The sequence below is a fragment of the Mycobacterium sp. IDUB_21 genome, from assembly GCF_055419425.1.
Window position 1 is genome coordinate 1 of sequence record NZ_JBVAXQ010000007.1, and the last position, 22,583, is coordinate 22,583.

18 protein-coding genes and 3 tRNA genes are annotated in these 22,583 nt (G+C 68.0%); 10 read left to right on the top strand and 11 right to left on the bottom strand.

The genetic code is table 11. The annotated features are described in order from the left end of the window. Nucleotides 1-79 precede the first annotated feature (79 nt). A tRNA-Leu gene (locus ACZYY4_RS12065) sits at nucleotides 80-162 on the bottom strand. Between the two features lie 249 nt (nucleotides 163-411). Between ACZYY4_RS12065 and ACZYY4_RS12070 the strand changes: the two genes are divergently transcribed. The 7 genes from ACZYY4_RS12070 to pknB all read left to right on the top strand — a co-directional run bounded on the left by ACZYY4_RS12070 (nucleotide 412) and on the right by pknB (nucleotide 10,123). Further along, nucleotides 412-1,974, top strand: a complete 1,563-nt coding sequence (locus ACZYY4_RS12070) for a DUF3662 and FHA domain-containing protein (protein WP_463810227.1) — start codon at nucleotides 412-414, stop codon at nucleotides 1,972-1,974. A gap of 147 nt (nucleotides 1,975-2,121) precedes the next feature. Next, nucleotides 2,122-2,589 (top strand): FHA domain-containing protein FhaB/FipA, encoded by a 468-nt coding sequence (locus ACZYY4_RS12075; RefSeq protein ID WP_463810228.1) that lies wholly within the window; start codon nucleotides 2,122-2,124, stop codon nucleotides 2,587-2,589. Further along, complete coding sequence (locus tag ACZYY4_RS12080) at nucleotides 2,586-4,052, top strand: PP2C family protein-serine/threonine phosphatase (protein ID WP_463810229.1); 1,467 nt, start codon at nucleotides 2,586-2,588, stop codon at nucleotides 4,050-4,052. The genes ACZYY4_RS12075 and ACZYY4_RS12080 overlap by 4 nt, the downstream gene beginning before the upstream one ends. Before the next feature lie 98 nt (nucleotides 4,053-4,150). Further along, nucleotides 4,151-5,560 carry an FtsW/RodA/SpoVE family cell cycle protein gene (locus tag ACZYY4_RS12085; RefSeq protein ID WP_463810430.1) on the top strand — a complete coding sequence of 470 codons (1,410 nt, stop codon included), beginning with the start codon at nucleotides 4,151-4,153 and terminating at the stop codon, nucleotides 5,558-5,560. Further along, nucleotides 5,557-7,035 (top strand): D,D-transpeptidase PbpA, encoded by a 1,479-nt coding sequence (gene pbpA / locus ACZYY4_RS12090; protein WP_463810230.1) that lies wholly within the window; start codon nucleotides 5,557-5,559, stop codon nucleotides 7,033-7,035. The genes ACZYY4_RS12085 and pbpA overlap by 4 nt, the downstream gene beginning before the upstream one ends. Continuing rightward, nucleotides 7,032-8,252 carry a protein kinase domain-containing protein gene (locus tag ACZYY4_RS12095; protein WP_463810231.1) on the top strand — a complete coding sequence of 407 codons (1,221 nt, stop codon included), beginning with the start codon at nucleotides 7,032-7,034 and terminating at the stop codon, nucleotides 8,250-8,252. Before pbpA ends, ACZYY4_RS12095 begins: the two co-directional genes overlap by 4 nt. Next, a complete protein-coding gene (gene pknB / locus ACZYY4_RS12100) occupies nucleotides 8,249-10,123 on the top strand; it encodes a Stk1 family PASTA domain-containing Ser/Thr kinase (RefSeq protein WP_463810232.1) in 1,875 nt (624 codons plus the stop codon). Before ACZYY4_RS12095 ends, pknB begins: the two co-directional genes overlap by 4 nt. Before the next feature lie 18 nt (nucleotides 10,124-10,141). On the opposite strand, the gene ACZYY4_RS12105 is transcribed toward pknB, so the two are convergent. Beyond that, on the bottom strand, nucleotides 10,142-10,834 hold the full coding sequence (locus ACZYY4_RS12105; protein WP_463810233.1) for an aminodeoxychorismate/anthranilate synthase component II: 693 nt from the start codon (nucleotides 10,832-10,834) through the stop codon (nucleotides 10,142-10,144). A 34-nt stretch (nucleotides 10,835-10,868) separates the two neighbouring features. Then, nucleotides 10,869-11,630, bottom strand: a complete 762-nt coding sequence (locus ACZYY4_RS12110) for a DUF881 domain-containing protein (protein WP_463810234.1) — start codon at nucleotides 11,628-11,630, stop codon at nucleotides 10,869-10,871. A 101-nt stretch (nucleotides 11,631-11,731) separates the two neighbouring features. Between ACZYY4_RS12110 and crgA the strand changes: the two genes are divergently transcribed. Beyond that, the gene (crgA, locus tag ACZYY4_RS12115) at nucleotides 11,732-12,013 is read left to right on the top strand and encodes a cell division protein CrgA (protein WP_463810235.1); all 282 of its coding nucleotides are present in this window, start codon (nucleotides 11,732-11,734) and stop codon (nucleotides 12,011-12,013) included. A 140-nt stretch (nucleotides 12,014-12,153) separates the two neighbouring features. Further along, a complete protein-coding gene (locus tag ACZYY4_RS12120; protein WP_463810236.1) occupies nucleotides 12,154-12,585 on the top strand; it encodes a PH domain-containing protein in 432 nt (143 codons plus the stop codon). 18 nt (nucleotides 12,586-12,603) lie between these two features. On the opposite strand, the gene ACZYY4_RS12125 is transcribed toward ACZYY4_RS12120, so the two are convergent. After that, nucleotides 12,604-13,134, bottom strand: coding sequence for a peptidylprolyl isomerase (locus ACZYY4_RS12125; protein ID WP_463810237.1), 531 nt, complete (start codon nucleotides 13,132-13,134; stop codon nucleotides 12,604-12,606). 57 nt (nucleotides 13,135-13,191) lie between these two features. On the opposite strand from ACZYY4_RS12125, the gene cwsA reads away from it, so the two are divergent. Next, nucleotides 13,192-13,620: a cell wall synthesis protein CwsA gene (gene cwsA / locus ACZYY4_RS12130; protein ID WP_463810238.1), complete on the top strand. Its 429-nt coding sequence runs from the start codon at nucleotides 13,192-13,194 to the stop codon at nucleotides 13,618-13,620. A gap of 6 nt (nucleotides 13,621-13,626) precedes the next feature. On the opposite strand, the gene ACZYY4_RS12135 is transcribed toward cwsA, so the two are convergent. The 7 genes from ACZYY4_RS12135 to recF all read right to left on the bottom strand — a co-directional run bounded on the left by ACZYY4_RS12135 (nucleotide 13,627) and on the right by recF (nucleotide 22,581). Next, nucleotides 13,627-13,699: transfer RNA gene (locus tag ACZYY4_RS12135), tRNA-Ala, on the bottom strand. Between the two features lie 12 nt (nucleotides 13,700-13,711). Beyond that, nucleotides 13,712-13,785: transfer RNA gene (locus ACZYY4_RS12140), tRNA-Ile, on the bottom strand. Nucleotides 13,786-13,847: 62 nt separating this feature from the next. Then, nucleotides 13,848-14,723: a DUF3566 domain-containing protein gene (locus ACZYY4_RS12145; RefSeq protein ID WP_463810239.1), complete on the bottom strand. Its 876-nt coding sequence runs from the start codon at nucleotides 14,721-14,723 to the stop codon at nucleotides 13,848-13,850. Between the two features lie 53 nt (nucleotides 14,724-14,776). Continuing rightward, a complete protein-coding gene (gene gyrA, locus ACZYY4_RS12150; RefSeq protein WP_463810240.1) occupies nucleotides 14,777-18,547 on the bottom strand; it encodes an intein-containing DNA gyrase subunit A in 3,771 nt (1,256 codons plus the stop codon). A gap of 51 nt (nucleotides 18,548-18,598) precedes the next feature. Further along, a complete protein-coding gene (gyrB, locus tag ACZYY4_RS12155) occupies nucleotides 18,599-20,650 on the bottom strand; it encodes a DNA topoisomerase (ATP-hydrolyzing) subunit B (RefSeq protein WP_463810241.1) in 2,052 nt (683 codons plus the stop codon). A 216-nt stretch (nucleotides 20,651-20,866) separates the two neighbouring features. After that, nucleotides 20,867-21,424: a DUF721 family protein gene (locus ACZYY4_RS12160; protein WP_463810242.1), complete on the bottom strand. Its 558-nt coding sequence runs from the start codon at nucleotides 21,422-21,424 to the stop codon at nucleotides 20,867-20,869. Further along, complete coding sequence (recF, locus tag ACZYY4_RS12165; RefSeq protein WP_463810243.1) at nucleotides 21,421-22,581, bottom strand: DNA replication/repair protein RecF; 1,161 nt, start codon at nucleotides 22,579-22,581, stop codon at nucleotides 21,421-21,423. Before recF ends, ACZYY4_RS12160 begins: the two co-directional genes overlap by 4 nt. Nucleotides 22,582-22,583: the final 2 nt, after the last annotated feature.

Consider the following 22,583-nt stretch of genomic DNA (forward strand, 5'->3'; position numbering starts at 1 on the left):
AAAGCCCCGGCAAAAGCCAGGGCAATCTGTAACCGATGACGCGACTCAGATGTCACCTATGACGCGACTCATCACAATGTGGGCGAAGGGGGACTTGAACCCCCACGTCCCGAAGGACACTGGCACCTGAAGCCAGCGCGTCTGCCATTCCGCCACTCGCCCGAGCGACCGGGGGAGCCTATCACGGGCGCCGGGGGCCCTCGGAGGTCGGCTCATCGCCGCTGCCAGAGCCCGATCCGCTGCCCGTGACCCCATCGTGACCTGGTCTTATCCGATTCTCCGCCGTACAAGGGTGCCGCGGTGACACGCCGGGTCGATACCATGTCCAAGGCGGATGCAGCGCAGCGACACGCCGCAGCGGCGCGTCCCCCACCACGACGAACTGACGACGGCGAGTGAGGCGGGCAGCGGATGGACAGCCAGCGCGGGCTGGTTCAGCGCATCGAGCGCAAGCTCGAATCCGCCGTGGAGGATGCGATGGCCATGGTCTTCGGTGGGGAGGTCGTCCCCGAGGAGGTTGAGGCCGCCTTGCGCCGCGAGGCCGCCGCGGGGGTGCGGGCATTGGCCGGAAATCAGCTTTTGGCGCCCAACGAATACGTCATTACCCTCGGTGTGGACGACTACGACAAAGTGGGCGCCGACCAGGAATTGACATCGAAGGCCTTTGCCCGGCATTTGGCCGGATATATCGGCGAACAGGGGTGGCAAACGTATGGTGATGTGGTTGTCCGGTTCGAGCAGGCGCCGAGTCTGCGTACCGGTCAGGTCCGCACGCGGGGCGCTGTCAACCCAGACGCCCGCCCCGACCACACGGTCAGTGAATCCCGCCCGCCACAATCAGTTCATGCGTTTACCGCAGAATCAGGAGTGCCACCGATGACTGACAACCCGAGCTACCGCGGTGCCCACGGGCAGGACCGTCCCGGCGACGACTATTACGACCCGCGCCACGGTCGGCCGGCCGACGATGTGCGCGGCGGCCAGGATCCCCGTGGCCCCTACCAGCAGGAGCCCGACCCCTACCAGCAGGACCAGCGCGGCGGCGGTTACCCCGAGCAGGGCGGCTACCCCGAGCAAGGCGGCTATGCCCCACCCCGTCGGCCCGAGCAGGGCGGCTACCCCGAGCAAGGTGGTTACCCCGAGCAAGGTGGTTATCCCGAGCAAGGTGGTTATCCCGAGCAGGGTGGTTACCCGGGCGGTCAGGGCGGCTACCCGCAGTCCTACGAGCAGCGCCCGCCGAGCGGCTACGGCGCTCCCGGCGGTTATGAACCGGGCTACCCGCAGCAACAGCCGCCGCCGGCCTACCCGGGCGGGGGCGGCCAGCCCGGCTATGGCGACTACGAGCGCCCCCCGGCCCGCCACGACGACTACTCCCAGCCTGGGGGCTACCCCGAGGCTCAGCCCGAGCAGCGCCCCTCCTACCCGGACCAAGGCGGCCCGAGCTACCCCGACCAGGGCGGCCCGAGCTACCCGGACCAGGGCGCGCCGTCCTACGGTCGGCAGGACTACGGCCAGCCCGACTACCGCTACGGCGAGTCCCAGGGCGCCCCGGCCGGCTACGACTACGGCCAGCAGGTGCCCGGTGGCTACAGCGAGGCCCAGGCGGGCTACGACTACGGCCAGCCGCAGGCCCCGGGCGGCTATGACGCTCCGGGTGGCGGCTACGGCCAGCGCGCCTACTCGGCGCCGGCCTCGGTCACCCTGCAGCTCGACGACGGCAGCGGCCGGACCTACCAGCTGCATGAAGGCACCAACGTGGTGGGCCGCGGTCAGGACGCCCAGTTCCGGCTGCCGGACACCGGGGTGTCGCGCCGGCACCTGGAGATTCGCTGGGACGGCCGGGTGGCTCTGCTGTCCGACCTGAACTCCACCAACGGCACCACGGTGAACAACGCCCCGGTCCAGGAGTGGCAGCTGGCCGACGGCGACGTGATCCGGCTGGGACACTCCGAGATCATCGTCCGGGTCCACTAGGCGCAACCGAAGCCCACGCCGAACCGGCCGGAACAGCAAAGCCCTCCCGCTTTGCCCTACGGCCACCCGCGTCCAAGTATCGTGACTTTGCCGAAGTGCTCCGCCGTGAGCACGACATGGACGGCGCAAGGACGGAGAGGACGCCGGATGCAGGGACTTGTGCTGCAGCTGACGCGAGCCGGTTTTTTGACTTTGCTGTGGCTGTTCATCTGGTCGGTGCTGCGGATACTGCGGACCGACATCTACGCGCCCACCGGCGCGGTGATGGTGCGCCGCGGCCTGTCGATCCGGGGCGTGCTGCTGCCTTCGCGCCAGCAACGCACCACCGCCCGCCACCTGGTGGTGACGGAGGGACCGCTGACCGGGGCCCGGATCGCGCTCAGTGACCAGCCGGTTCTGATCGGCCGCGCGGACGATTCCACCCTGGTCCTCACCGACGACTACGCGTCCACCCGGCACGCCCGGCTATCTCAACGGGGGTCGGAATGGTATGTCGAGGACCTCGGCTCGACCAACGGCACCTACCTTGACAGGGTGAAGGTGACCACAGCGGTACGGGTTTCCATCGGGACGCCGATACGAATCGGCAAGACCGCGATCGAGCTCCGCCGGTGAGCCTGGTTCTGCGCTACGCCGCCCGCAGCGACCGCGGCCTCGTGCGCTCCAACAATGAGGACTCCGTCTACGCCGGTGCCCGGCTGCTGGCGCTGGCCGACGGCATGGGCGGCCACGCAGCCGGTGAGGTCGCCTCTCAGCTGGTGATCGCCGCGCTGGCCCATCTCGACGACGACGAGCCGGGCGGCGACCTGCTGGCGAAGCTGGAATCAGCCGTGCAGGAGGGTAATTCGGCGATCGCGGCCTACGTCGAGGAGCACCCGGAGCTCGAGGGCATGGGCACCACTCTGACCGCGATCCTGTTCGCCGCCCCGCGACTGGGGCTGGCCCATATCGGTGACTCGCGCGGTTACCTGCTGCGCGACGGCGAGCTCAGCCAGATCACCAAGGACGACACCTTCGTTCAGACCCTGGTCGACGAGGGACGCATCACCTTGGAGGAGGCCCACAGCCACCCGCAGCGGTCCCTGATCATGCGGGCGCTGACCGGCCACGAGGTGGAGCCGACGCTGATCATGCGCGAGGCGCAGGCCGGCGACCGCTACCTGTTGTGCTCCGACGGGCTGTCCGACCCGGTGAGCACCGAGACCATCCACGAGGCGCTGGAGATCCCCGACGTCAACGACAGCGCGCTGCGGCTGATCGAGTTGGCGCTGCGCGGCGGGGGCCCGGACAACGTGACGGTGGTGGTGGCCGATGTGGTCGACGTCGACTACGGCCAGACCCAGCCGATCCTGGCAGGGGCGGTCTCCGACAACGACGACGACCATCTCGCCGCCCTCAACACCGCCGCCGGGCGGGCCTCGGCGATCTCCCCGCGCAAGACGGTCGCCAAGCGGGTGCTGCCGCGGATCGAAACCCTGACCCAGCCGCCCCGGTCCCGTCGCCGCATGTTCATCGCCGCGGTGTTGCTGCTGGTCCTGCTGGCCGCCGCGCTGTTGGTCGGACGGGCGATCATCCGGACCAACTATTACCTCACCGCCTACGGCGGCACCGTGGCGATCATGCGCGGCGTACAGGGTTCGATCCTCGGCGTGCCGCTGCAGGAGCCCTACCTGCTCGGCTGCCTCGACAGCCGCGGCGAACTGGTGCAGGTCAGCTTCAGCCAGTCCGGTGACAAGCTGAACTGCCGGCTGATGACGTTGCAGGACCTGCGCGCACCGGCCCGTCAGCAGGTCAGCAACGGCCTGCCGGCCGGCACCCTCGACGACGCGATCACCCAGCTGCGCAACCTGACCCGCGACTCGCTGCTGCCGCTGTGCCAGTCGCGGACCACCGCCGGGAAGACCGACGACAGCGGTTCGACAACCTCGCGCGCCCCCGATCCCGGCCCGGCCCCGACCGGTCCGCGGCCCGGCCCGTCCCAGTCCACACCGACCTCCGGGGCGCCCAGCCTGCCCACCCTGACCAACTTGCCGCCGGTCCCGTCAGAACCGGGGACCGACTGCCGGGCGGCCTCATGACCCGCGCCGGCGACGATGCAGTGGGGGCACGCCCCCACCAGTGGGAGGTACCCCCACCCGCTCGCGGGGGACCGAGCGATGAGATCGAGCGGCGCGAATTGAGCACCGCGCCGCAGCCGCCGGTGGCACTGACCCCGGCGCTGCCGGATCGGCGCAACGCCGAACTGTTGCTGCTGTGCTTCGCGACCATGATCATCGCGGTGGCGATGCTGATCGTGGAGGCCGGCCACGAACAAGGCCTGCGCTGGGACCTGGTCGGCTACGGGACAGCGTTTTTGGTGTTGTTCGCCTTCGCGCACCTGGTCATCCGGCGCTCGGCGCGTTACGCCGACCCGCTGCTGCTGCCGGTGGTGGCCCTGCTCAACGGGCTGGGGCTGGTGATGATTCACCGCATCGATCTGGGCGTCGGGCTCGACGGCGCCGACGCCCGCCCGGGTGCCGGCTCCCAGATGCTGTGGACTCTGGTCGGCGTCATCGTCTTCGCCCTGGTGCTCGAGCTGCTCAAGGACCACCGCCAGCTCGCCGGCAGCGGTTACGTCTGCGGGCTGGCGGGTCTGGTGCTGCTGGTGATCCCCGCGCTCTTGCCGGCCTCGCTGTCGGAGCGACAGGGCGCCAAGATCTGGATTCGCCTGCCCGGCTTCTCGATTCAGCCTGCTGAGTTCTCCAAGATCCTGCTGCTGATCTTCTTCGCCGCGGTGCTCGTCTCCAAGCGCCGGCTGTTCACCAGCGCCGGCAAGCACGTGCTGGGTATGAACCTGCCCCGCCCGCGCGACCTGGCGCCGCTGCTGGCCGCCTGGGTGATCTCGGTCGGCGTGATGGCGTTCGAGAAGGACCTCGGCACCTCGCTGCTGCTGTACGCGTCGTTTTTGGTGGTGGTGTACCTGGCCACCCGCCGGTTCAGCTGGATGGTGATCGGGATGCTCCTGTTCACTGTCGGCAGCGTCGCCGCCTACTTCCTGTTCAGCCATGTCCGGGTGCGGGTGCAGACCTGGCTGGACCCGTTCGCCGACCCCGAAGGCGTCGGCTACCAGATGGTGCAGTCGCTGTTCAGCTTCGCCACCGGCGGCATCTTCGGCACCGGGCTGGGCAACGGCCAGCCCGGCTACGTGCCCGCGGCGTCGACGGACTTCATCATCGCCGCGTTCGGCGAGGAACTGGGTCTGGTGGGGCTGGCCGGTGTGCTCATCCTGTACACGATCGTCATCGTCCGAGGCATGCGGACGGCGATCGCGGTCCGTGACAGCTTCGGCAAGCTGCTGGCGGCCGGCTTGGCCGCCACCCTGGGCATCCAGTTGTTCATCGTGGTCGGCGGCGTCACGAAGCTGATTCCGCTGACCGGGCTCACCACACCGTGGCTGTCCTACGGCGGATCGTCGTTGCTGGCCAACTACGTGCTGCTGGCGATCCTGCTGCGCGTCTCGCACGCCGCCCGGCGCCCGCTGAGCACCCAGCCGCAGCGCACCTCCTCGCTCGGCGACAGCGGCACGGCGGTGATCGAGCGCGTATGAACACCTCCCTGCGCCGCGTCACGATGACCCTGATGGCGCTGATCGTGCTGCTGTTGGGTAACGCCACACTGACCCAGGTCTTCGCCGCCGACGGGCTGCGCGCCGACCCCCGCAATCAGCGGGTGCTGCTCGACGAATACTCCCGCCAGCGCGGCCAGATCACCGCCTCCGGGCAACTGCTGGCCTACTCGGTCGCCACCGACGGCCGGATCAAATACCAGCGCATCTATCCCGACCCCGCCATTTACGCGCCGATCACCGGGTTCTACTCGCTGCGTTACTCCAGCAGCGGCCTCGAGCGCGCCGAGGACACCGTGCTCAACGGATCGGATCCACGGCTGTTCGGGCTGCGCCTGGCCGACTTCTTCACCGGCCGCAGCCCCCGCGGCGGCACCGTGGAGACCACCATCCGGCCCCGGGTGCAGCAGGCCGGCTGGGAGGCGATGCAGAAAGGCTGCTCCGGCGGCTGTCGCGGGGCGGTAGTAGCCCTGGAACCGTCCACCGGCAAGATCCTGGCGCTGGTATCGGCGCCGTCGTATGACCCCAACCAGTTGTCCTCACACGACTCGGTGCAGCAGGGCCGGGCCTGGCAGCGACTGCGCGACAACCCCAACTCGCCGCTGACCAACCGCGCCATCAGCGAGACCTACCCGCCCGGGTCGACCTTCAAGGTGATCACCACCGCGGCCGCGCTGCAGGCGGGCATCAACGAGAACGAGCCGCTGACGAACGCGGCGCGCATCTCGCTGCCCGACAGCACCGTCCGGCTGGAGAACTTCGGCGGCAACACCTGCGAGGGCAGCGAGCAGACCGTCCCGCTGCGGGTGGCGTTCGCCCGATCCTGCAACACCGCCTTCGTCCAGTTGGGTATCCGCACCGGCGCCGACGCCCTGCGGACCACTGCCCAGGGGTTCGGGCTGGACATCACACCCGAACCCATCCCGCTGCAGGTGGCCGAGTCCACTGTCGGCCCGATCCGCGACGCCGCCGCGCTGGGGATGACCAGCATCGGCCAGAAGGACGTCGCGGTGACGCCGCTGAAGAACGCGCTGATCGCGGCGACCATCGCCAACAGCGGGTTGACGATGCAGCCGTACCTGGTCGAGGGGTTGGAGGGGCCGGACCTGGCCGGCATCGCGACAACGCAACCCCGCGAACAACGTCGTGCGGTGTCCTCGCAGGTCGCGGCTAAGCTAACGGACCTGATGATCGACGCCGAAAGAGTGACCCAGCAGGAGGGGGCCATCCCGGGCGTACAGATCGCGTCGAAGACCGGCACCGCCGAGCACGGTCCCGATCCGCGGAACACTCCGCCGCACGCTTGGTACATCGCGTTCGCCCCGGCCAACGACCCGAAGGTGGCCGTCGCCGTCGTGGTGGAAGACGGCGGCGACCGCTTGGCGGCGACCGGCGGCGCACTGGCCGCGCCGATCGGTCGGGCCGTCATCGAAGCCGCGCTACAGGGGCGATCATGAGTCCGCAGGTCGGGGCTGCGCTGGCCGGGCGCTACCGGTTGCAGCGGCTCATCGCCACCGGCGGCATGGGCCAGGTGTGGGAAGCCGTCGACAACCGGCTGGGCCGCCGGGTGGCGGTCAAGGTGCTCAAACCCGAGTTCTCGTCCGACCCGGAGTTCATCGAGCGGTTCCGCGCCGAGGCACGCAACACCGCCATGCTGAATCACCCGGGCATCGCCAGCGTGCACGACTACGGCGAGACCGACCTGGACGGCGAGGGCCGCACCGCGTTCCTGGTGATGGAGCTGGTCAACGGCGAGCCGCTGAACTCGGTGCTCAAACGGACCGGTCGGCTGTCGCTGCGCCACGCCCTGGACATGCTGGAGCAGACCGGCCGGGCCCTGCAGGTAGCGCACAGCACCGGGCTGGTGCACCGCGACGTCAAGCCCGGCAACATCATGATCACGCCCACCGGCCAGGTGAAGATCACCGACTTCGGTATCGCCAAGGCCGTCGACGCCGCCCCGGTCACCCAGACCGGCATGGTGATGGGCACCGCCCAATACATCGCCCCCGAGCAGGCCCTCGGGCAGGACGCCACCGCGGCCAGTGACGTGTATTCCCTGGGTGTGGTCGGCTACGAGGTGCTCTCCGGCCGGCGTCCGTTCACCGGGGACGGCGCCCTGACCGTCGCGATGAAGCACATCAAGGAGCCGCCGCCGCCGTTGCCGGCCGAGCTGCCGCCCAACGTGCGTGAGCTCATCGAGATCACCCTGGCCAAGAATCCCGGTTCGCGCTATCGCAGCGGCGGCCCGTTCGCCGACGCGGTGGCCGCGGTGCGCTCCGGCCGGCGACCGACCCGGCCCAGCCAATCGTTGCCGGTGGGGCGTGCCGCGCCGTCGGCGATCCCGTCGACGGCGGCGACCCGGATCGCGCCACCGGTGTCGGCAAGGGCCACCGCGGCAAGGCGGGCCCGGCCCGGCACCGGTAACCACCGGCCGCCGGCGCCGCGTCGCACCTTCACCGCCGGGCAGCGCGCGCTGCTGTGGGCGGCCGGGGTGCTGGGCACGCTGGCGATCATCATCGCGGTGCTGATCGTGGTCAACGCCAAGAGCCCGGGCGGATCGCTGGCACCGGCCACCGTCACCGACACCGGTGGGCCGACGGTCGAGTCGTCGAGCCCCGAGTCACCGCCCGCGCACTCCTCCGGCTGGACCTTCTCGGGGACTTCACGATGACCACCCCGCAGCGGCTCTCCGACCGCTATGAACTCGGCGAGATCCTCGGCTTCGGCGGCATGTCGGAGGTGCACCGCGCGGTCGACACCCGCTTGCACCGCGACGTGGCCGTCAAGGTGCTGCGCGCCGACCTGGCCCGCGACCCGAGCTTCTATCTGCGGTTCCGGCGGGAGGCGCAGAACGCGGCCGCCCTGAACCACCCGGCGATCGTCGCGGTGTACGACACCGGCGAAGCCGACACCCCGGCCGGTCCGCTGCCCTACATCGTGATGGAGCTCGTCGAGGGCGTGACGCTGCGTGACATCGTGCAGAACGACGGTCCGATGCCGCCGACCCGCGCCATCGAGGTGATCGCCGATGCCTGCCAGGCGCTGAACTTCAGCCACCAGCACGGCATCGTCCACCGCGACGTCAAGCCGGCCAACATCATGATCGACAAGCACAACGCGGTGAAGGTGATGGACTTCGGCATCGCCCGCGCGGTCGCCGACGCCGGCAACAGCGTCACCCAGACGGCGGCGGTGATCGGCACCGCCCAGTATCTTTCGCCCGAGCAAGCCCGCGGTGAATCAGTCGACGCACGCTCGGACGTGTACTCGCTGGGCTGCGTGTTGTACGAAATCCTCACCGGCGACCCACCTTTCGTCGGCGACTCTCCGGTGGCGGTGGCCTACCAGCACGTCCGCGAAGACCCGGTGCCGCCGTCGGTGCGCCACCCCGGCCTGTCCGCCGACCTTGACGCGGTGGTGCTCAAAGCCCTGGCGAAGAATCCGGATAACCGCTACCAGACGGCGGCCGAGATGCGCACCGACCTGGTGCGGGTCCACAACGGGGAGAAGCCCGAAGCCCCCCGGGTGCTCACCGACGCCGACCGCGCCTCGATGATGCCCGCCCGGGCCGGCGAGGGCGGTGCGGCCCACACCGACCCGCTGCCCCGCCAGGAACTCGACTTCGGCCACGAGCGGCCGGGTTCGGTGGGCCGGTGGCTGATCGCCGCGATCGTGCTGGCGGTGCTGACCGTCATCGTCACCGTGTCGATCAACAGTTTCGGCGGCCGCACCCATCAGATCCAGGTTCCCGACGTACGCGGTCGAGCTTCGGTCGACGCGATCGCCGAGCTGCAGAACAAGGGCTTCAAGACCCGCACCGACCAGCGGTCGGACTCCGACGTCCCGCCGGACCACGTGATCAGCACCGACCCGCCCGCCGGCGCCCCGGCGAACAAGGGCGACAAGATCACCGTCAACGTGTCCTACGGGCCCGAGCAGCGCCAGGTGCCCGACGTGGCCTCGCTGAGCTATGCCGACGCGGTCAAGAAACTGACTTCCGCCGGGTTCGGCAGGTTCAAGCAGGTCGACTCGCCGTCGACCCCGGAGCTGAAGGACAAGGTGGTCGGCACCAACCCGCCGGCCAATCAGACCACCGCGATCACCAACGAGATCGTCATCGTGATCGGCAGCGGCCCGGCCACCAAGGCCGTCCCGGACGTCACCGGCCAGACGGTGGAGCTGGCGCAGAAGAACCTGACCGTCTACGGCTTCACCAAGTTCACCGAGGTGACGGTGGACAGCCCCCGCCCGGCCGGCGAGGTGATCGCCACCAGTCCGCCCACCGGTGAGACCACACCCGTCGACGCGGTGATCGAGCTGCGGGTGTCGCGCGGCAACCAGTTCGTCATGCCGGATGTGACCGGGATGTTCTGGACCGACGCCGAACCTCAGCTGCGCGCCTTGGGCTGGACCGGGATGCTGATCAAGGGCGCCGACGTCGACGCGGGCGGCTCCGGCCACAACCGGATCCTCTACCAGAGCCCGTCGGCCGGCCAGGGCGTCAACACCGACGGCAACGTCACGCTGCGCTTCGGCCAGTAGCGACCCGGTAGCGCCCGACTACGTCGCGCTTGCGATCGCTTGAGCTGAACCGGGACGCGCGGTCTGCACCGTGGCGGCGATCTCGGCCTCCAATCGCCGCACCAAGGCGTCATCGCAGGGGTAGCCGCAGCAGCCCAGCCAGTTCGCCAGCATCCGGTGGCCGCCCTCGGTGAGGATCGACTCCGGGTGGAACTGCACTCCGTGGATGGGCAGCTCAGTGTGCCGCACCGCCATGATCACCCCGCCGCGGGTGCGCGCCGTGACCTCCAAGACCGCGGGCAGCGTCTCGGGCAGGATCGTCAACGAGTGGTACCGGGTGGCGGTGAACGGATCGGGCAGGCCCTTCAGCACCCCGGTGTCGGTGTGGAAGACGGTGCTGGTCTTGCCGTGCAGCAGCTCCGGCGCCCGCCCCACGGTACCGCCGAACGCAACGCCGATCGCCTGATGGCCCAGACACACCCCCAGCACCGGGATCCGAGCCGCGGCGCAAGCGCCGACCAGGGCGATCGATGCACCCGCGCGTTCCGGCGTGCCGGGTCCGGGGCTGAGCAACACCCCGTCGAAGTCGGCCACCACTTCGTCCAGGGCGCCCGGGTCGGCCAAGCGCGCGTCGTCGTTGCGCCACACGACAGCCTGCACACCCAACTGGCCCAGATACTGCACCAGGTTGAACACAAAGCTGTCGTAGTTGTCGACGACCAGAATCCGCACGCTCACAGGCTACCGCCGGGTCGACGGCGACGGTTCAGTAGTCGACCGGGCCGGCCGGGACGGCGTAGCGCATCCGGGCGGGTCCCGACGTCTCGACCACCCGCAGGTCCGTGCCGACCTGCTCGCTGTAGCCCAGGCCGAACCGGATCACGTACTGCTTGTACAGCGTGACCAGGGGAGCGGCGGCCAGCGCGGCCTGCATCGCGTCCGGGTCGCCGATAGCGGTCACGACATAGGGCGGGCTGTAGGTCCGGCCACCCAGCAGCAGGGTGTTGCCGACGCACCTCGGCGCCGACTCCGCGGTGATCCGCTGATCCTGCATCTGGACGGCTTCGGCGCCGGCGCTCCACATCGCGTTGAGCACCGCGGAGATGTCCTGCTGGTGTACCACCAGGTCGTCAGGGGAGGCGTCCCTGGGGAACCGGCCGTTGGCGTCGCGCTGGGCATCGGTGAGGGTCACCACCAGGCCCGGCCCGTGGACGGCCTCCAGTCCGGCGGCCTCGGCCACTTGATCGGCGCGGTTGCGCATCGCCGACAACGCCGCACCGGCACCCCGGCCGTGCACCGAGCCCACGGCGGTCGTCAGCGTGTCCCGCTTGGCCGTGAGCTCTTCCACCGTGGACTGGGTGGCGCGAACCAGGTCGACCAGGCGGGGCGCATCACCGCGGCGGATCTCCTTGCCACCGGAGACGCCGTGGGTGGCCGCCAACAGCAGTCCGGCCAACAGGCACACCAGCGGGACACCGAACCGCCATGGGGAGCTGCGGCCGGGGGACCGCGGCCGATCGTGCTGCATCGGCTCTCCAATTCTCGCCAATTCTCGGCTGGGGGCCCGGCTGGGTTAATCTCGTACCGACCCATACTCGCAGCTTCACGCCGCACTGTCCCGAGGTATCGATGCCCAAGTCGAAGGTTCGCAAGAAGACCAGCTTCACCCCCTCGTCGGTAAGCCGTACCCCGGTCAAGGTCAAGGGCGGCCCGTCGAGCGTTTGGTTCGTCGCCCTGTTTCTGGGGTTGATGATCCTCGGGCTGGCGTGGCTGATGGTGTATCAGTTGGCGGCCACCGGGTTGGACACCCCCGCGGCACTGAACTGGATGGCTGAGCTGGGCCCGTGGAACTACGCGATCGCGTTTGCTTTCATGATCACCGGTCTGTTGCTCACCATGCGCTGGCGCTGAGCTGCACCGGACCCCGATTTTGGATATATCTCGCCGTCGGCGATGCCAGCTGGGGAACCAAGCGATTGCTCAATCACATCGATGTGATTCATCCCCATTGTGGACAACCCCTGTAGATAACCTCGAAACCGCAGGTCGCGTTGACTGAGAATCGACCCCAGCAAACTCAGTGGTCGCCACCTGCCGGGGGAATCGCTGGTTGCGCGGTTGTCGGCGCGGTGTTAGCTATCAGTGCTGTGACGCTCGCCACAGACCTGCCCGGGCGAGTTCTGGCCGGGATTGCCGGAGTCGGCCTGATGGTGTTTGCCGGCTTCTCCTGGCGGTCCCGGCCAAGGCTGGCACTGACCGCCCAGGGCCTGGCCGTGCGTGGCTGGTGGAGCACTCGCCTGCTGGCGCCCGACAGCCTCACGCGCGTCCGCGTCACCGACTTCCAGCGAATCGGCCGCACGCACCGGCTGCTGGAGATCGAGACGGCCGACGATCGGCTGCTGATCCTGTCCCGGTGGGACCTCGGGACCGACCCCCGCGACGTGTTCGATGCCCTGACAGCGGCCGGTTACACCGGCCCCTGACCAGGTTTGCCCAGGGTGCTAGGAGACCGTCACCGACTCGATCACGACGGGCTCGGCGGGCCGGTCGTTACGGTCGGTCGGGGTGGTGGCGATGGCGTCCACGATTGCCTGCGAATCGGGGTCGACGACCTCGCCGAAGATGGTGTGCTTGCGGTTCAGGTGCGGGGTCTGACCAACCGTGACGAAGAACTGCGAGCCGTTGGTGCCGGGTCCGGCGTTGGCCATCGCCAGCAGGTAGGGCTTGTCGAACACCAACTCTGGGTGGAACTCGTCCTCGAACTTGTACCCGGGGCCACCACGACCGGTGCCGGTCGGGTCGCCGCCCTGGATCATGAAGCCGCCGATCACCCGGTGGAACACCGCACCGTCGTAGAACGGGCCCGACGAGCCGCCGGAGGCGTTGGTGGTCGAGTACTCCTTGGTGCCCTGAGCCAGTCCGACGAAGTTGGCGACGGTCTTGGGGGCGTGGTTGCCGAACAGCGCGATCTTGATGTCGCCGCGGTTGGTGTGCAGCGTGGCAGTTGCGGTGGCGATGGGGCTGGTGGTCATGGGATGACAGTGTGCCATTCGCGGCGTGGTGCGCTGCGTCACGGGTAGCGTTGGCTCATGCGACTGTCGAAGGAGACCCAGCTGACCCACCGAGAACGCCTGAACCGGGGCCTGGCACACACCGCGGCCGGGCCGGTCGATGTCGCCCGTGGCGCTGTCGGGCTCAGTGGGGCTGCGGTGCAGCGAGGCGCATCGGAACTGCGCAGGCGCTACCGGGAGAGTCGACTGGCCGACCAAGTCGCCGATGCCGCCGACACCGCCGCGCGGGAGTTGGCCGCGGCCCAAGAATTGGTTTCCGGGCTGCCGGACGTGCTGGCCTACGGCGAGCCGCGGCGTCGCCGTATCCGCCGTTCTTGGGTGATCGTCGGCGCCGCCGGCGTGGCGTTACTGGTGGGCGGTGTGGCGGCGGTGCTGATCCGCCGGTCCGACCGGCCGGAGGAACCCTCGCCACGGCCGCCGAGCGTGGACACGCAGCACAAGATTTAGAACTTGTGGAGCCTAGGAGATTCGAACTCCTGACATCTGCCTTGCAAAGGCAGCGCTCTACCAACTGAGCTAAGGCCCCGGACGGGACTCGTGGGCCTAGGAGGACTCGAACCTCCGACCTCTTCGTTATCAGCGAAGCGCTCTAACCACCTGAGCTATAGGCCCGTAGTCGACTACGACCGAGCGCCGAGATTACCGCACCCGACGCCCCCCGACCAAAATGCTGGTCAGTCCCGGTCAGCCAGGGTCACCTCGACACCGCCCACGACGTCGGTGCTCAGGTTGTAGATCACCGCACCCAGGGTGGCCATCGCCGTCAGCACGACGATGTTGACCAGTCCGATCAGGGCTGCGCCGCCGAAGATCGAACTGCCCGAAACCAGTTCCGCGGCACTGTTATTGGTCAACAAGTCGCCCACGTTGCTGTTCAGCTTGCTCCAGACGCCCATCGCACCCAGCAGGACGTAGAGCACGGCGACGGCGATCATCCAGACGAAGAACAGCGCCGTCGACAACAGCAGCGACACCTTCAGCGCGCTCCACGGGTCGATCCGCCGGATCTGCATGCTGGCCCGCACCGGGCCGCGCGGCCCGGCCGTCAGCTGCGGGCGCCGGGCCGGGGCCCGACGCTGGGCCGGTTCGGACAGATCCGGCAGCTCACTGCCGTAGGCGTCCTCGGACGGCGCGGCCTGGGCAGCCTGGGCCGGCTTGGCCACCGGCTGGGCCGGCTTGGCGGCGGGCTTGGCCGGTTGGGCGGGTTGCGCCGGCGCCGGCTGCGGTGCGCCGGGTGCGGCGGTGCCGGAGACGAAGCGGCGCAGCCGCTCGTCCACACCGGGGGAGTGGGCGGCCGCGTTGGGTTCGGCCGGCCGGACCGGTTCGGCGGGCCGTGCCGGTTCGGCGGGCCTGGTCGGTTCGGCGGGCCTGGTCGGGGCGGGCGGTCGCGTCTGGCCCCCGCGCTGCCAGGGCGGTGCCTCCCCGGTCTCGGTGATCCGGCCGGGCCGGGCCGCGGGCCGCTGACCGGCGGCGTCGGTCGAACCGCTGCCCGGGGACTCGGCCTTGCCCGGGCCGTTGCCCGGGTGCCCCGGCTCATTCGGTGCGCTCACCCACCGCTCCTTACCTATCCGCGCCACACGGCGGTCGGATACTCCAGTCGGGTTCAGCTACCCGAGTCGTCATCGGCCGGCTCGTCATCGGCCGGCTCTTCGTCGGCGTTCCGGGCGATCGCTATCAGTGTGTCGCCCTCACCCAAGTTCATCAACCGAACGCCCTTGGTCTGCCGCCCGGCCTTGCGGACCTGCTGCGCCGCAGTGCGGATCACCCCGCCACCGGAGGTGATCGCGTAGAGCTCACTGTCGTCGTCGACGATCAGCGCCCCGACCAACCTGCCGCGGCGTTTGTCGTACTGGACGGTCAGAATGCCCTTGCCGCCCCGGCCCTGCGCGGTGTACTCCTCAATCGCGGTCCGCTTGGCATACCCGCCCGCGGTGGCCACCAGCAGATAGGTGCCCTCCCGAACCACGTTGAGCGACAGCAGGTAGTCATCGGTGTTGAACCGCATGCCCTGAACGCCCGACGTCGCGCGGCCCATCGGGCGCAGCGCCTCGTCGGTCGCCGAGAACCGAATGGACTGACCGAGGGCCGACACCAGCAGCAGATCATCCTCGGCGGAGCACAACATCGCCCCGACCAACTCGTCCCCGTCGCGCAGGTTGATCGCGACGATCCCGCCGGAACGGTTGGAGTCGAAATCGGTCAGCTTGGACTTCTTCACCAGCCCGTTGCGCGTGGCCAGCACCAGATACGGCGCGTCCTCGTAGCCCTTGATCTGGATGACCTGGGCGATGCGCTCCTCGGGCTGGAAGGCCAGCAGGTTGGCGACATGCTGACCGCGTGCGGTGCGCAGCGCCTCCGGCAGGTCGTAGGCCTTGGCCCGATACACCCGGCCCTGCGTGGTGAAGAACAGGATCCAGTCGTGGGTCGAGCAGACGAAGAAGTGCGCGACGATGTCGTCCTGCTTGAGGCCGGCGCCCTGCACGCCCTTGCCGCCGCGCTTCTGACTGCGGTACAGGTCGGTTTTGGTGCGTTTGGCGTAGCCGGTCTCGGTGATGGTGACGACGACGTCCTCGCGGGCGATCAGATCCTCATCGGCGACGTCGCCGTCGGCGGCGATGATCCGGGTCCGCCGATCATCGCCGTACTTCTCGACGATCTCGGCGAGCTCGTCATGCACGATCGCGCGTTGCCGCTCCGGCTTGGCCAGGATGTCTTCCAGGTCGGCGATCTCGGCCTCGATCTTGGCCAGGTCGTCGATGATCTTCTGGCGCTCCAGTGCGGCCAGCCGGCGCAGCTGCATGTCCAGAATCGCTTGCGCCTGAATCTCATCGATGTCGAGCAGGTTGATCAGGCCCTGGCGCGCCACGTCGACGGTCTCCGAGGCCCTGATCAACGCGATGACTTCGTCGAGGGCGTCGAGCGCCTTGACCAGACCGCGCAGGATGTGCGCCCGTTCGTTGGCCTTCCGCAGCCGGTAGGTGGTGCGCCGGACGATCACCTCGAGCTGGTGTGCCACGTAGTGGCGGATCATCTGATCCAGCCGCAGTGTGCGCGGCACCCCGTCGACGATCGAGAGCATGTTGGCGCCGAAGCTGGTCTGCAGCTGGGTGTGCTTGTAAAGGTTGTTCAGCACTACCTTCGCCACCGCGTCGCGTTTGATCTCGACAACGATGCGCAAGCCCGCCCGGTCGCTGCTCTGGTCCTCAATGTTGGCGATACCGACCAACTTTCCGTCGCGCACCTGCTCGGCGATCGACGTGATGAAGTTGTCGTGGTTCACCTGATACGGCAGCTCGGTGATGACCAGCAGGGAGCGGCCTCGCGCGTCCTCCTCGATCTCGACCACGCCGCGCATCCGGATGGATCCGCGGCCGGTCCGGTAGGCGTCACCGATGCCCTGCGATCCGACGATCAGCCCGGAGGTGGGGAAGTCCGGGCCCTTGACCCGCTCCATCATCGCTTCCAGGGTGGCCTCTTCATCGGCGTCGAAGTTGTCCAGACACCAGAACACCGCCTCGGCGAGTTCGCGCAGGTTGTGTGGCGGGATGTTGGTCGCCATGCCGACCGCGATGCCGCCGGAGCCGTTGGCCAGCAGATTCGGGAACCGGCTGGGCAGCACCGTGGGTTCCTGGACCCGACCGTCGTAGTTCGGGACGAAATTGACTGTCTCCTCATCGATTTCGCGCAGCATCTCCATGGCCAGCGGGGTCAGCCGGGCCTCTGTGTTGTGGCTGACGAACCCGTTGGAGATGAAGGCGTGGTCCTCGGTGTCCACTCGCAGGCTGTAGACGGGCTGAACCCCGGCGTCGGTGACCGATGCCACCTCGGCGTAGTAGAACCGGCCGTCGGTGAGCTCGGTGGCGATCGCACGGACATCCGGGTCTGCAATACGAGACAGAATCTCTGCGCCATCACGCCGCCACCGGGACAGCCGGTCGATGTTGTGGCGGTTCAGCCAGTCCTTGTCGACCCAGCGACTCCCACAATGCCGGCGGATGAACCGGGCCAGGCCGGGCACGTGGTCGCTGTCCAGGCCGGCGCAGGGCGGCAGTGCGGACAGGATTCCGACGAGCTTGTCCTGCTTGACGCCGCCGAAACCGATTTGGCTGGCGAAGAGCTCCGCCTGCCCACGATTGGTGATGACGACCTTGTACTCGCCGACAGCGTGGCGATAACGGCGGGAGATGACGCCGAACTCCAGCAGCATCTGCTGAACATCCTTGGCCAGCCGTTCACTGCGGGTGGAGTATGAAACCTGAATCGTGTTGCGCGGCAGGGCCGAGCAGGAACCATCGCCTTCGAAGAGTGCCTGCAGAAACACCCGCTTGACCGCAGCCGGCGACTGCCAGATCCATTCCGGGACTGACTTCGCCGCGGATCGTTGACCGGTGAGTTCCGCCAGCCGAGAGCGCTTCAGATCCGACAAGTTTTGGATATCCAGCTCATAGAGCAACGAACCCGACTTGATGATGCGCTGCGACACATACCGCGCACCTCCTACAACCGCGTCGTAGGCGGCGACAACCATGCCGAAGTAGTCGGCGTCGAGGTTGTTGAAGCCAGCACGGTTCTCGGAGACGAACCCCTCGCTGACGAAGGCGCCGGCCAACAGCGCCTCCATCGTGGGGTGCCAGTCGGCGGGCCCGAACTCGGTCGGCGGAGTCCGTTGCAGTGCGACCCGATCGCCCGGACGGATCTCCTCAACCAACTTCCACAGCAGCGTCGGTATGCCGGCGACATCGACCAGGCACAGCAACGGGTGGTTTGCCGTACCGGAGACTTCGTAACCCTCGGTGGTCCGCACCGTGTGCGTCTGATGTTCGCCGGAGTGGAACAGTCGATCGGCGACAACCGGGTTGCCGTGCCTGTCCAGGACTTTCAGTTCGACGATGTTGTCGGAGCCAGGCCGAGCACCCGCCACGACATCGCCGATGCGTACGGACTGACCGAAAGGCGTCCGCACCAAAGCATCCCCGGTGAGGCAGTACCTCATGGCGGCTGGCGGGTCGTTGCCCGGCGAACCGAAGTTGCCCTGCCCGTCCACCAACGGATAACGCAGCGACCACGGCTGTGCCATCCGGACCAGGGTGTCGTAGATCGACGAGTCACCGTGCGGGTGGTAGTTACCCATCGTCTCGGCGACCGAGCGGGCCGACTTGGCGTGGCCGCGGTCCGGGCGGAATCCGGAGTCGAACATCGCGTAGAGCACCCGGCGGTGCACCGGCTTCAGACCGTCGCGCACCTCGGGCAGCGCGCGGCCCACAATGACGCTCATCGCATAGTCGATGTAGCTGCGCTGCATCTCCTGCTGGATGTCGACCGGCTCGATCCGCTCCACCGAGTCGTCTCCGGGTGGCAGCGTGGTGTCTGTCATCTATTCCTCGTTCAGTCAGCGGTCAGGCAAGCCCGGTGTCGCGATGAATCGCTAAACATCCAGGAAACGAACGTCTTTCGCGTTGCGGGTGATGAAGCTGCGCCGTGCCTCGACGTCCTCGCCCATCAGGATCGAGAAGAGTTCGTCGGCGGCGGCGGCATCGTCGAGGGTGATCTGGCGCAGCACCCGAACGGTCGGGTCCATTGTGGTCTCCCACAGTTCCTTGGCGTTCATCTCGCCGAGGCCCTTGTAACGCTGGATACCATCCTCCACGTTGATCTTCTTGCCGGCCGCTTTCCCTGCCTCGAGCAGGCCATCGCGTTCCCGGTCGGAGTAGGCGAACTCAGCCTCGGTACCGCGCTGCCACTTGAGTTTGTACAGCGGCGGCTGGGCCAGGAAGACGTGGCCGTGCTCGACCAACGGGCGCATGAAACGGAACAGCAGCGTGAGCAGCAGCGTCGAGATGTGCTGGCCGTCGACGTCGGCGTCGGCCATCAACACGATCTTGTGATAACGCAGCTTGGTGATGTCGAATTCGTCGTGAATGCCGGTTCCCAACGCGGTGATGATCGCCTGGACTTCGTTGTTCTTCAGCACCCGGTCGATGCGGGCCTTCTCGACGTTGATGATCTTGCCGCGCAACGGCAGAATGGCCTGGAACATCGAGTCGCGGCCGCTCTTCGCCGAGCCGCCGGCTGAATCCCCCTCCACCACATACAGTTCGCACTTGCTGGGATCGTTCGAGCGGCAGTCAGCCAGCTTGCCGGGCAGCCCACCCAGGTCGGTGGCGCTCTTGCGGCGCACCAGTTCTCGTGCCTTTCGCGCCGCCATCCGGGCTTGCGCCGACGACACCGCCTTGTTGATGATCGTCTTGGCTTCAGCCGGATTGGCCTCGAACCAGTGGCTGAGTTGCTCGTTGCAGACCTTCTGCACGAACGACTTGACCTCGGTGTTGCCCAGCTTCGTCTTGGTCTGGCCCTCGAACTGCGGTTGGGAGACCTTCACCGAGATGACGGCCGCCAACCCCTCGCGAATGTCGTCGCCGGTGAGGTTCGGGTCCTTGTCCTTGAGCAGCTTCTTGTCTTTGGCGTACTTGTTCACCACGCTGGTCAGCGCCGAACGGAAGCCCTCCTCGTGGGTGCCACCCTCCGCGGTGTTGATGGTGTTGGCGAAGGTGTGCACCGACTCCGAATAGCCGCCGTTCCACTGCATCGCGATCTCGACTTCGTGACCGGTTCCCTTGCCGTCGAAGTCGATGATGGTCGGGTGGATCGATGTCTTGGTCCGGTTGATGTGCTTCACGAAGTCGCGCAGACCGCCCGGATAGTGGAAGACGCGGTGCTTGACCTTGTGCGGCGCCTGCGCTTCGGCCGCCTGGTCTTCGGCGGACTTGGGGGCTTCGGCGGTGTCGCTGACCACCTCGTCGACGACCTCTTCGGTGCGCACCCGCTCATCGGTGAGCTCGATGGTCAGGCCCTTGTTGAGGAACGCCATCTCCTGCAGACGTCGCGCGACGGTCTCGAAGTCGTAGTTGGTGGTTTCGAAGACGTCCGGGTCGGCCCAGAATCGAATGGTGGTGCCGGACTTGCTGCTCTTTTCGCCCTTTTTCAGGGTCCCGGGCACGGACTTGTCGTAAGTCTGAAACCACTCGTAGCCGTCCCGGAAGATATCGGCTTCCAAGCGCGAGGACAGCGCGTTGACCACCGAGACCCCGACGCCGTGCAGGCCACCGGAGACGCTGTAGGCGCCTTCTTCGAATTTTCCGCCGGCGTGCAGCACCGTCATGACGACATCGACGGTGGGTACGCCGGTGGAGTGCATGGCCACCGGGATTCCGCGCCCGTCGTCGACGACCTCGACACCGCCGTCTTCGAGAATGCGCACCGCCACTTTGGTGGCGAAACCTGCCATCGCCTCATCGACGGCGTTGTCGACGACCTCCCAGATCAGGTGGTGCAGACCGCGTTCACCGGTGGAGCCGATGTACATACCTGGTCTTTTACGGACGGCTTCGAGGCCTTCGAGAACCTTGATCGAATCGGCACCATATTTGTTTTGGGCAGCCACGGTCGGGGAGCTCTCCTCAGAGTCGCAAGCAAGCATTCGGCGCACCACATCACCGATGCGCGGGGGATACCGGAACAGTCTACCGTGACGAACCGACGGCGGGCATTTTCTCGGGGCGTTTCCAGCCATCTGGTTGCGCCGTGGCGTCGATATCGCGGTCAACCATGTGTCCGGCCGCTGGCCGGAGCAATTTTTATGCTCGTAGCGGCGCTGAAGGCGCAGATCGTCCGGCTGCCCACCGGCTCAGCCGGCCTACCCGTAGGTATCCCGGGGGCCGCGTCCCGAGACGTGCAGCGGTCCCTTCCGCCAGGACGGCGCGGTCGGGCCGGTGATCTTCAGCTTCGTCACCACCCCGTCGCCGACCGCGGTGGCGATCTTCGCCAGCAGCTGCGCCTGCACCAGCCGCAGTTGGGTAGCCCAGGCTGTCGATTCGGCTGACACACTGAGCACGCCCTCGGAGAGCCTGGTCGGGATCGCATGCGAGGCGATGTCCTCGCCGACCACCGAAGGCCACCGGCCCAGGACGGTCCCCTCGGCGACCTGTGCCGACCAGCCGCGTGATTGTGCGAGGTCGCGGGTTGCATTGCCCAGGCTCTGGGGGTCGCGACGATCCGGACCCGGCCCGGACCAGGCACGCCGGCCGCCGCCACCACCCGGCGCGCCCCGGCGCAACGGTGCCCGGCGCCCCTGTCCGACGTCTTTGCCCTGGCTGCGTGCCGCTTCGCGGGCTTCGGCCAGGGTCCGTCGGACCAGATCCATGCCGGCCAGCCCGGCCAGCTGTGCCGGCGGCTCGACGTCGGGCTCGCTCATGAGTCACTCCCGATCAGTTCTGACTCCCTGCCGGCATCACCCTCGGTGACCGTGATGTGGATTTGGCGCGCCTGCCAGTCCACGGGTACGTCCTCGACAACGGCGGCGGTGATCAGCACCTGCTCTGCGGAGGCGGCGACGTCGGCAAGCGCACGCCGGCGAGCGGTGTCCAACTCGGCGAAAACGTCGTCGAGCAACAACACCGGTTCGGCACCCTCACTACGCAGCAGTTGATAGGCCCCCAGCCGCAGCGCCAGCGCCATCGACCAGGATTCACCGTGGCTGGCAAAGCCTTTCACCGGCCGGTCACCGAGCCGAAGCTCCAATTCATCACGGTGCGGACCGACCAGACACACGCCACGTTCCAGTTCCGCGCGGCGGCGGCGCGCCAATTCCGCCAGCAACACTTCCTGCAGCTCAGCGGGGCCTTCATCAGAGCCCTCGGGCGGGAACTCCAATTTGGGCCGATAGGCCACAGCCGCGTTCCTGGTTCCCGGCGCAAGCAGTTGATAGGCCTTCTCCACCTCCGGCGCAAGCTGGCGCACCAGCTCCATCCGGGCAGCCATCAGATCCGCGCCGTGCGCCGCCAATTGGGCATCCCAGACATCCAGGGTGTCCAGCACCGACCGGTCGCCGCGGTGCAGTGCGCCCGGTGCACTTTTGAGCAGCGCGGTGCGTTGCCGCAACACCTTGTCGTAGTCGGCGCGTACCGCCGCGATCCGCGGCCGACGCACGCTGGCCAGTTCGTCGAGGTACCGGCGCCTCTCGCCGGGGTCACCACGGACCAGCGCCAGGTCTTCCGGGGCGAACAACACCGCCCGTAACACCCCGACGACCTCACGGGCGTGACGCACCGGTGCTCGGTTGAGCCGGACCTTGTTGGCGCGCCCCGCGGTGATCTCCAGATCAACCGCCAACTCACGGCCTTCGTTGACGACGATCGTCGACACCACCGCACGCTCGGCGCCCGATCTGATCAGCGGGGCGTCAGTCGCCACCCGGTGTGATCCCAGTGTCGACGAATACCACAGCGCTTCAACGAGATTGGTCTTCCCGTAACCGTTGGGTCCGACCAGCACCGTCGCGCCCGGTTCCAGGTCCAGGTCGGCGTGCGCCCAGGACCGGAAATCCCGCAGGCCCAGGTGGCGGACATACACCG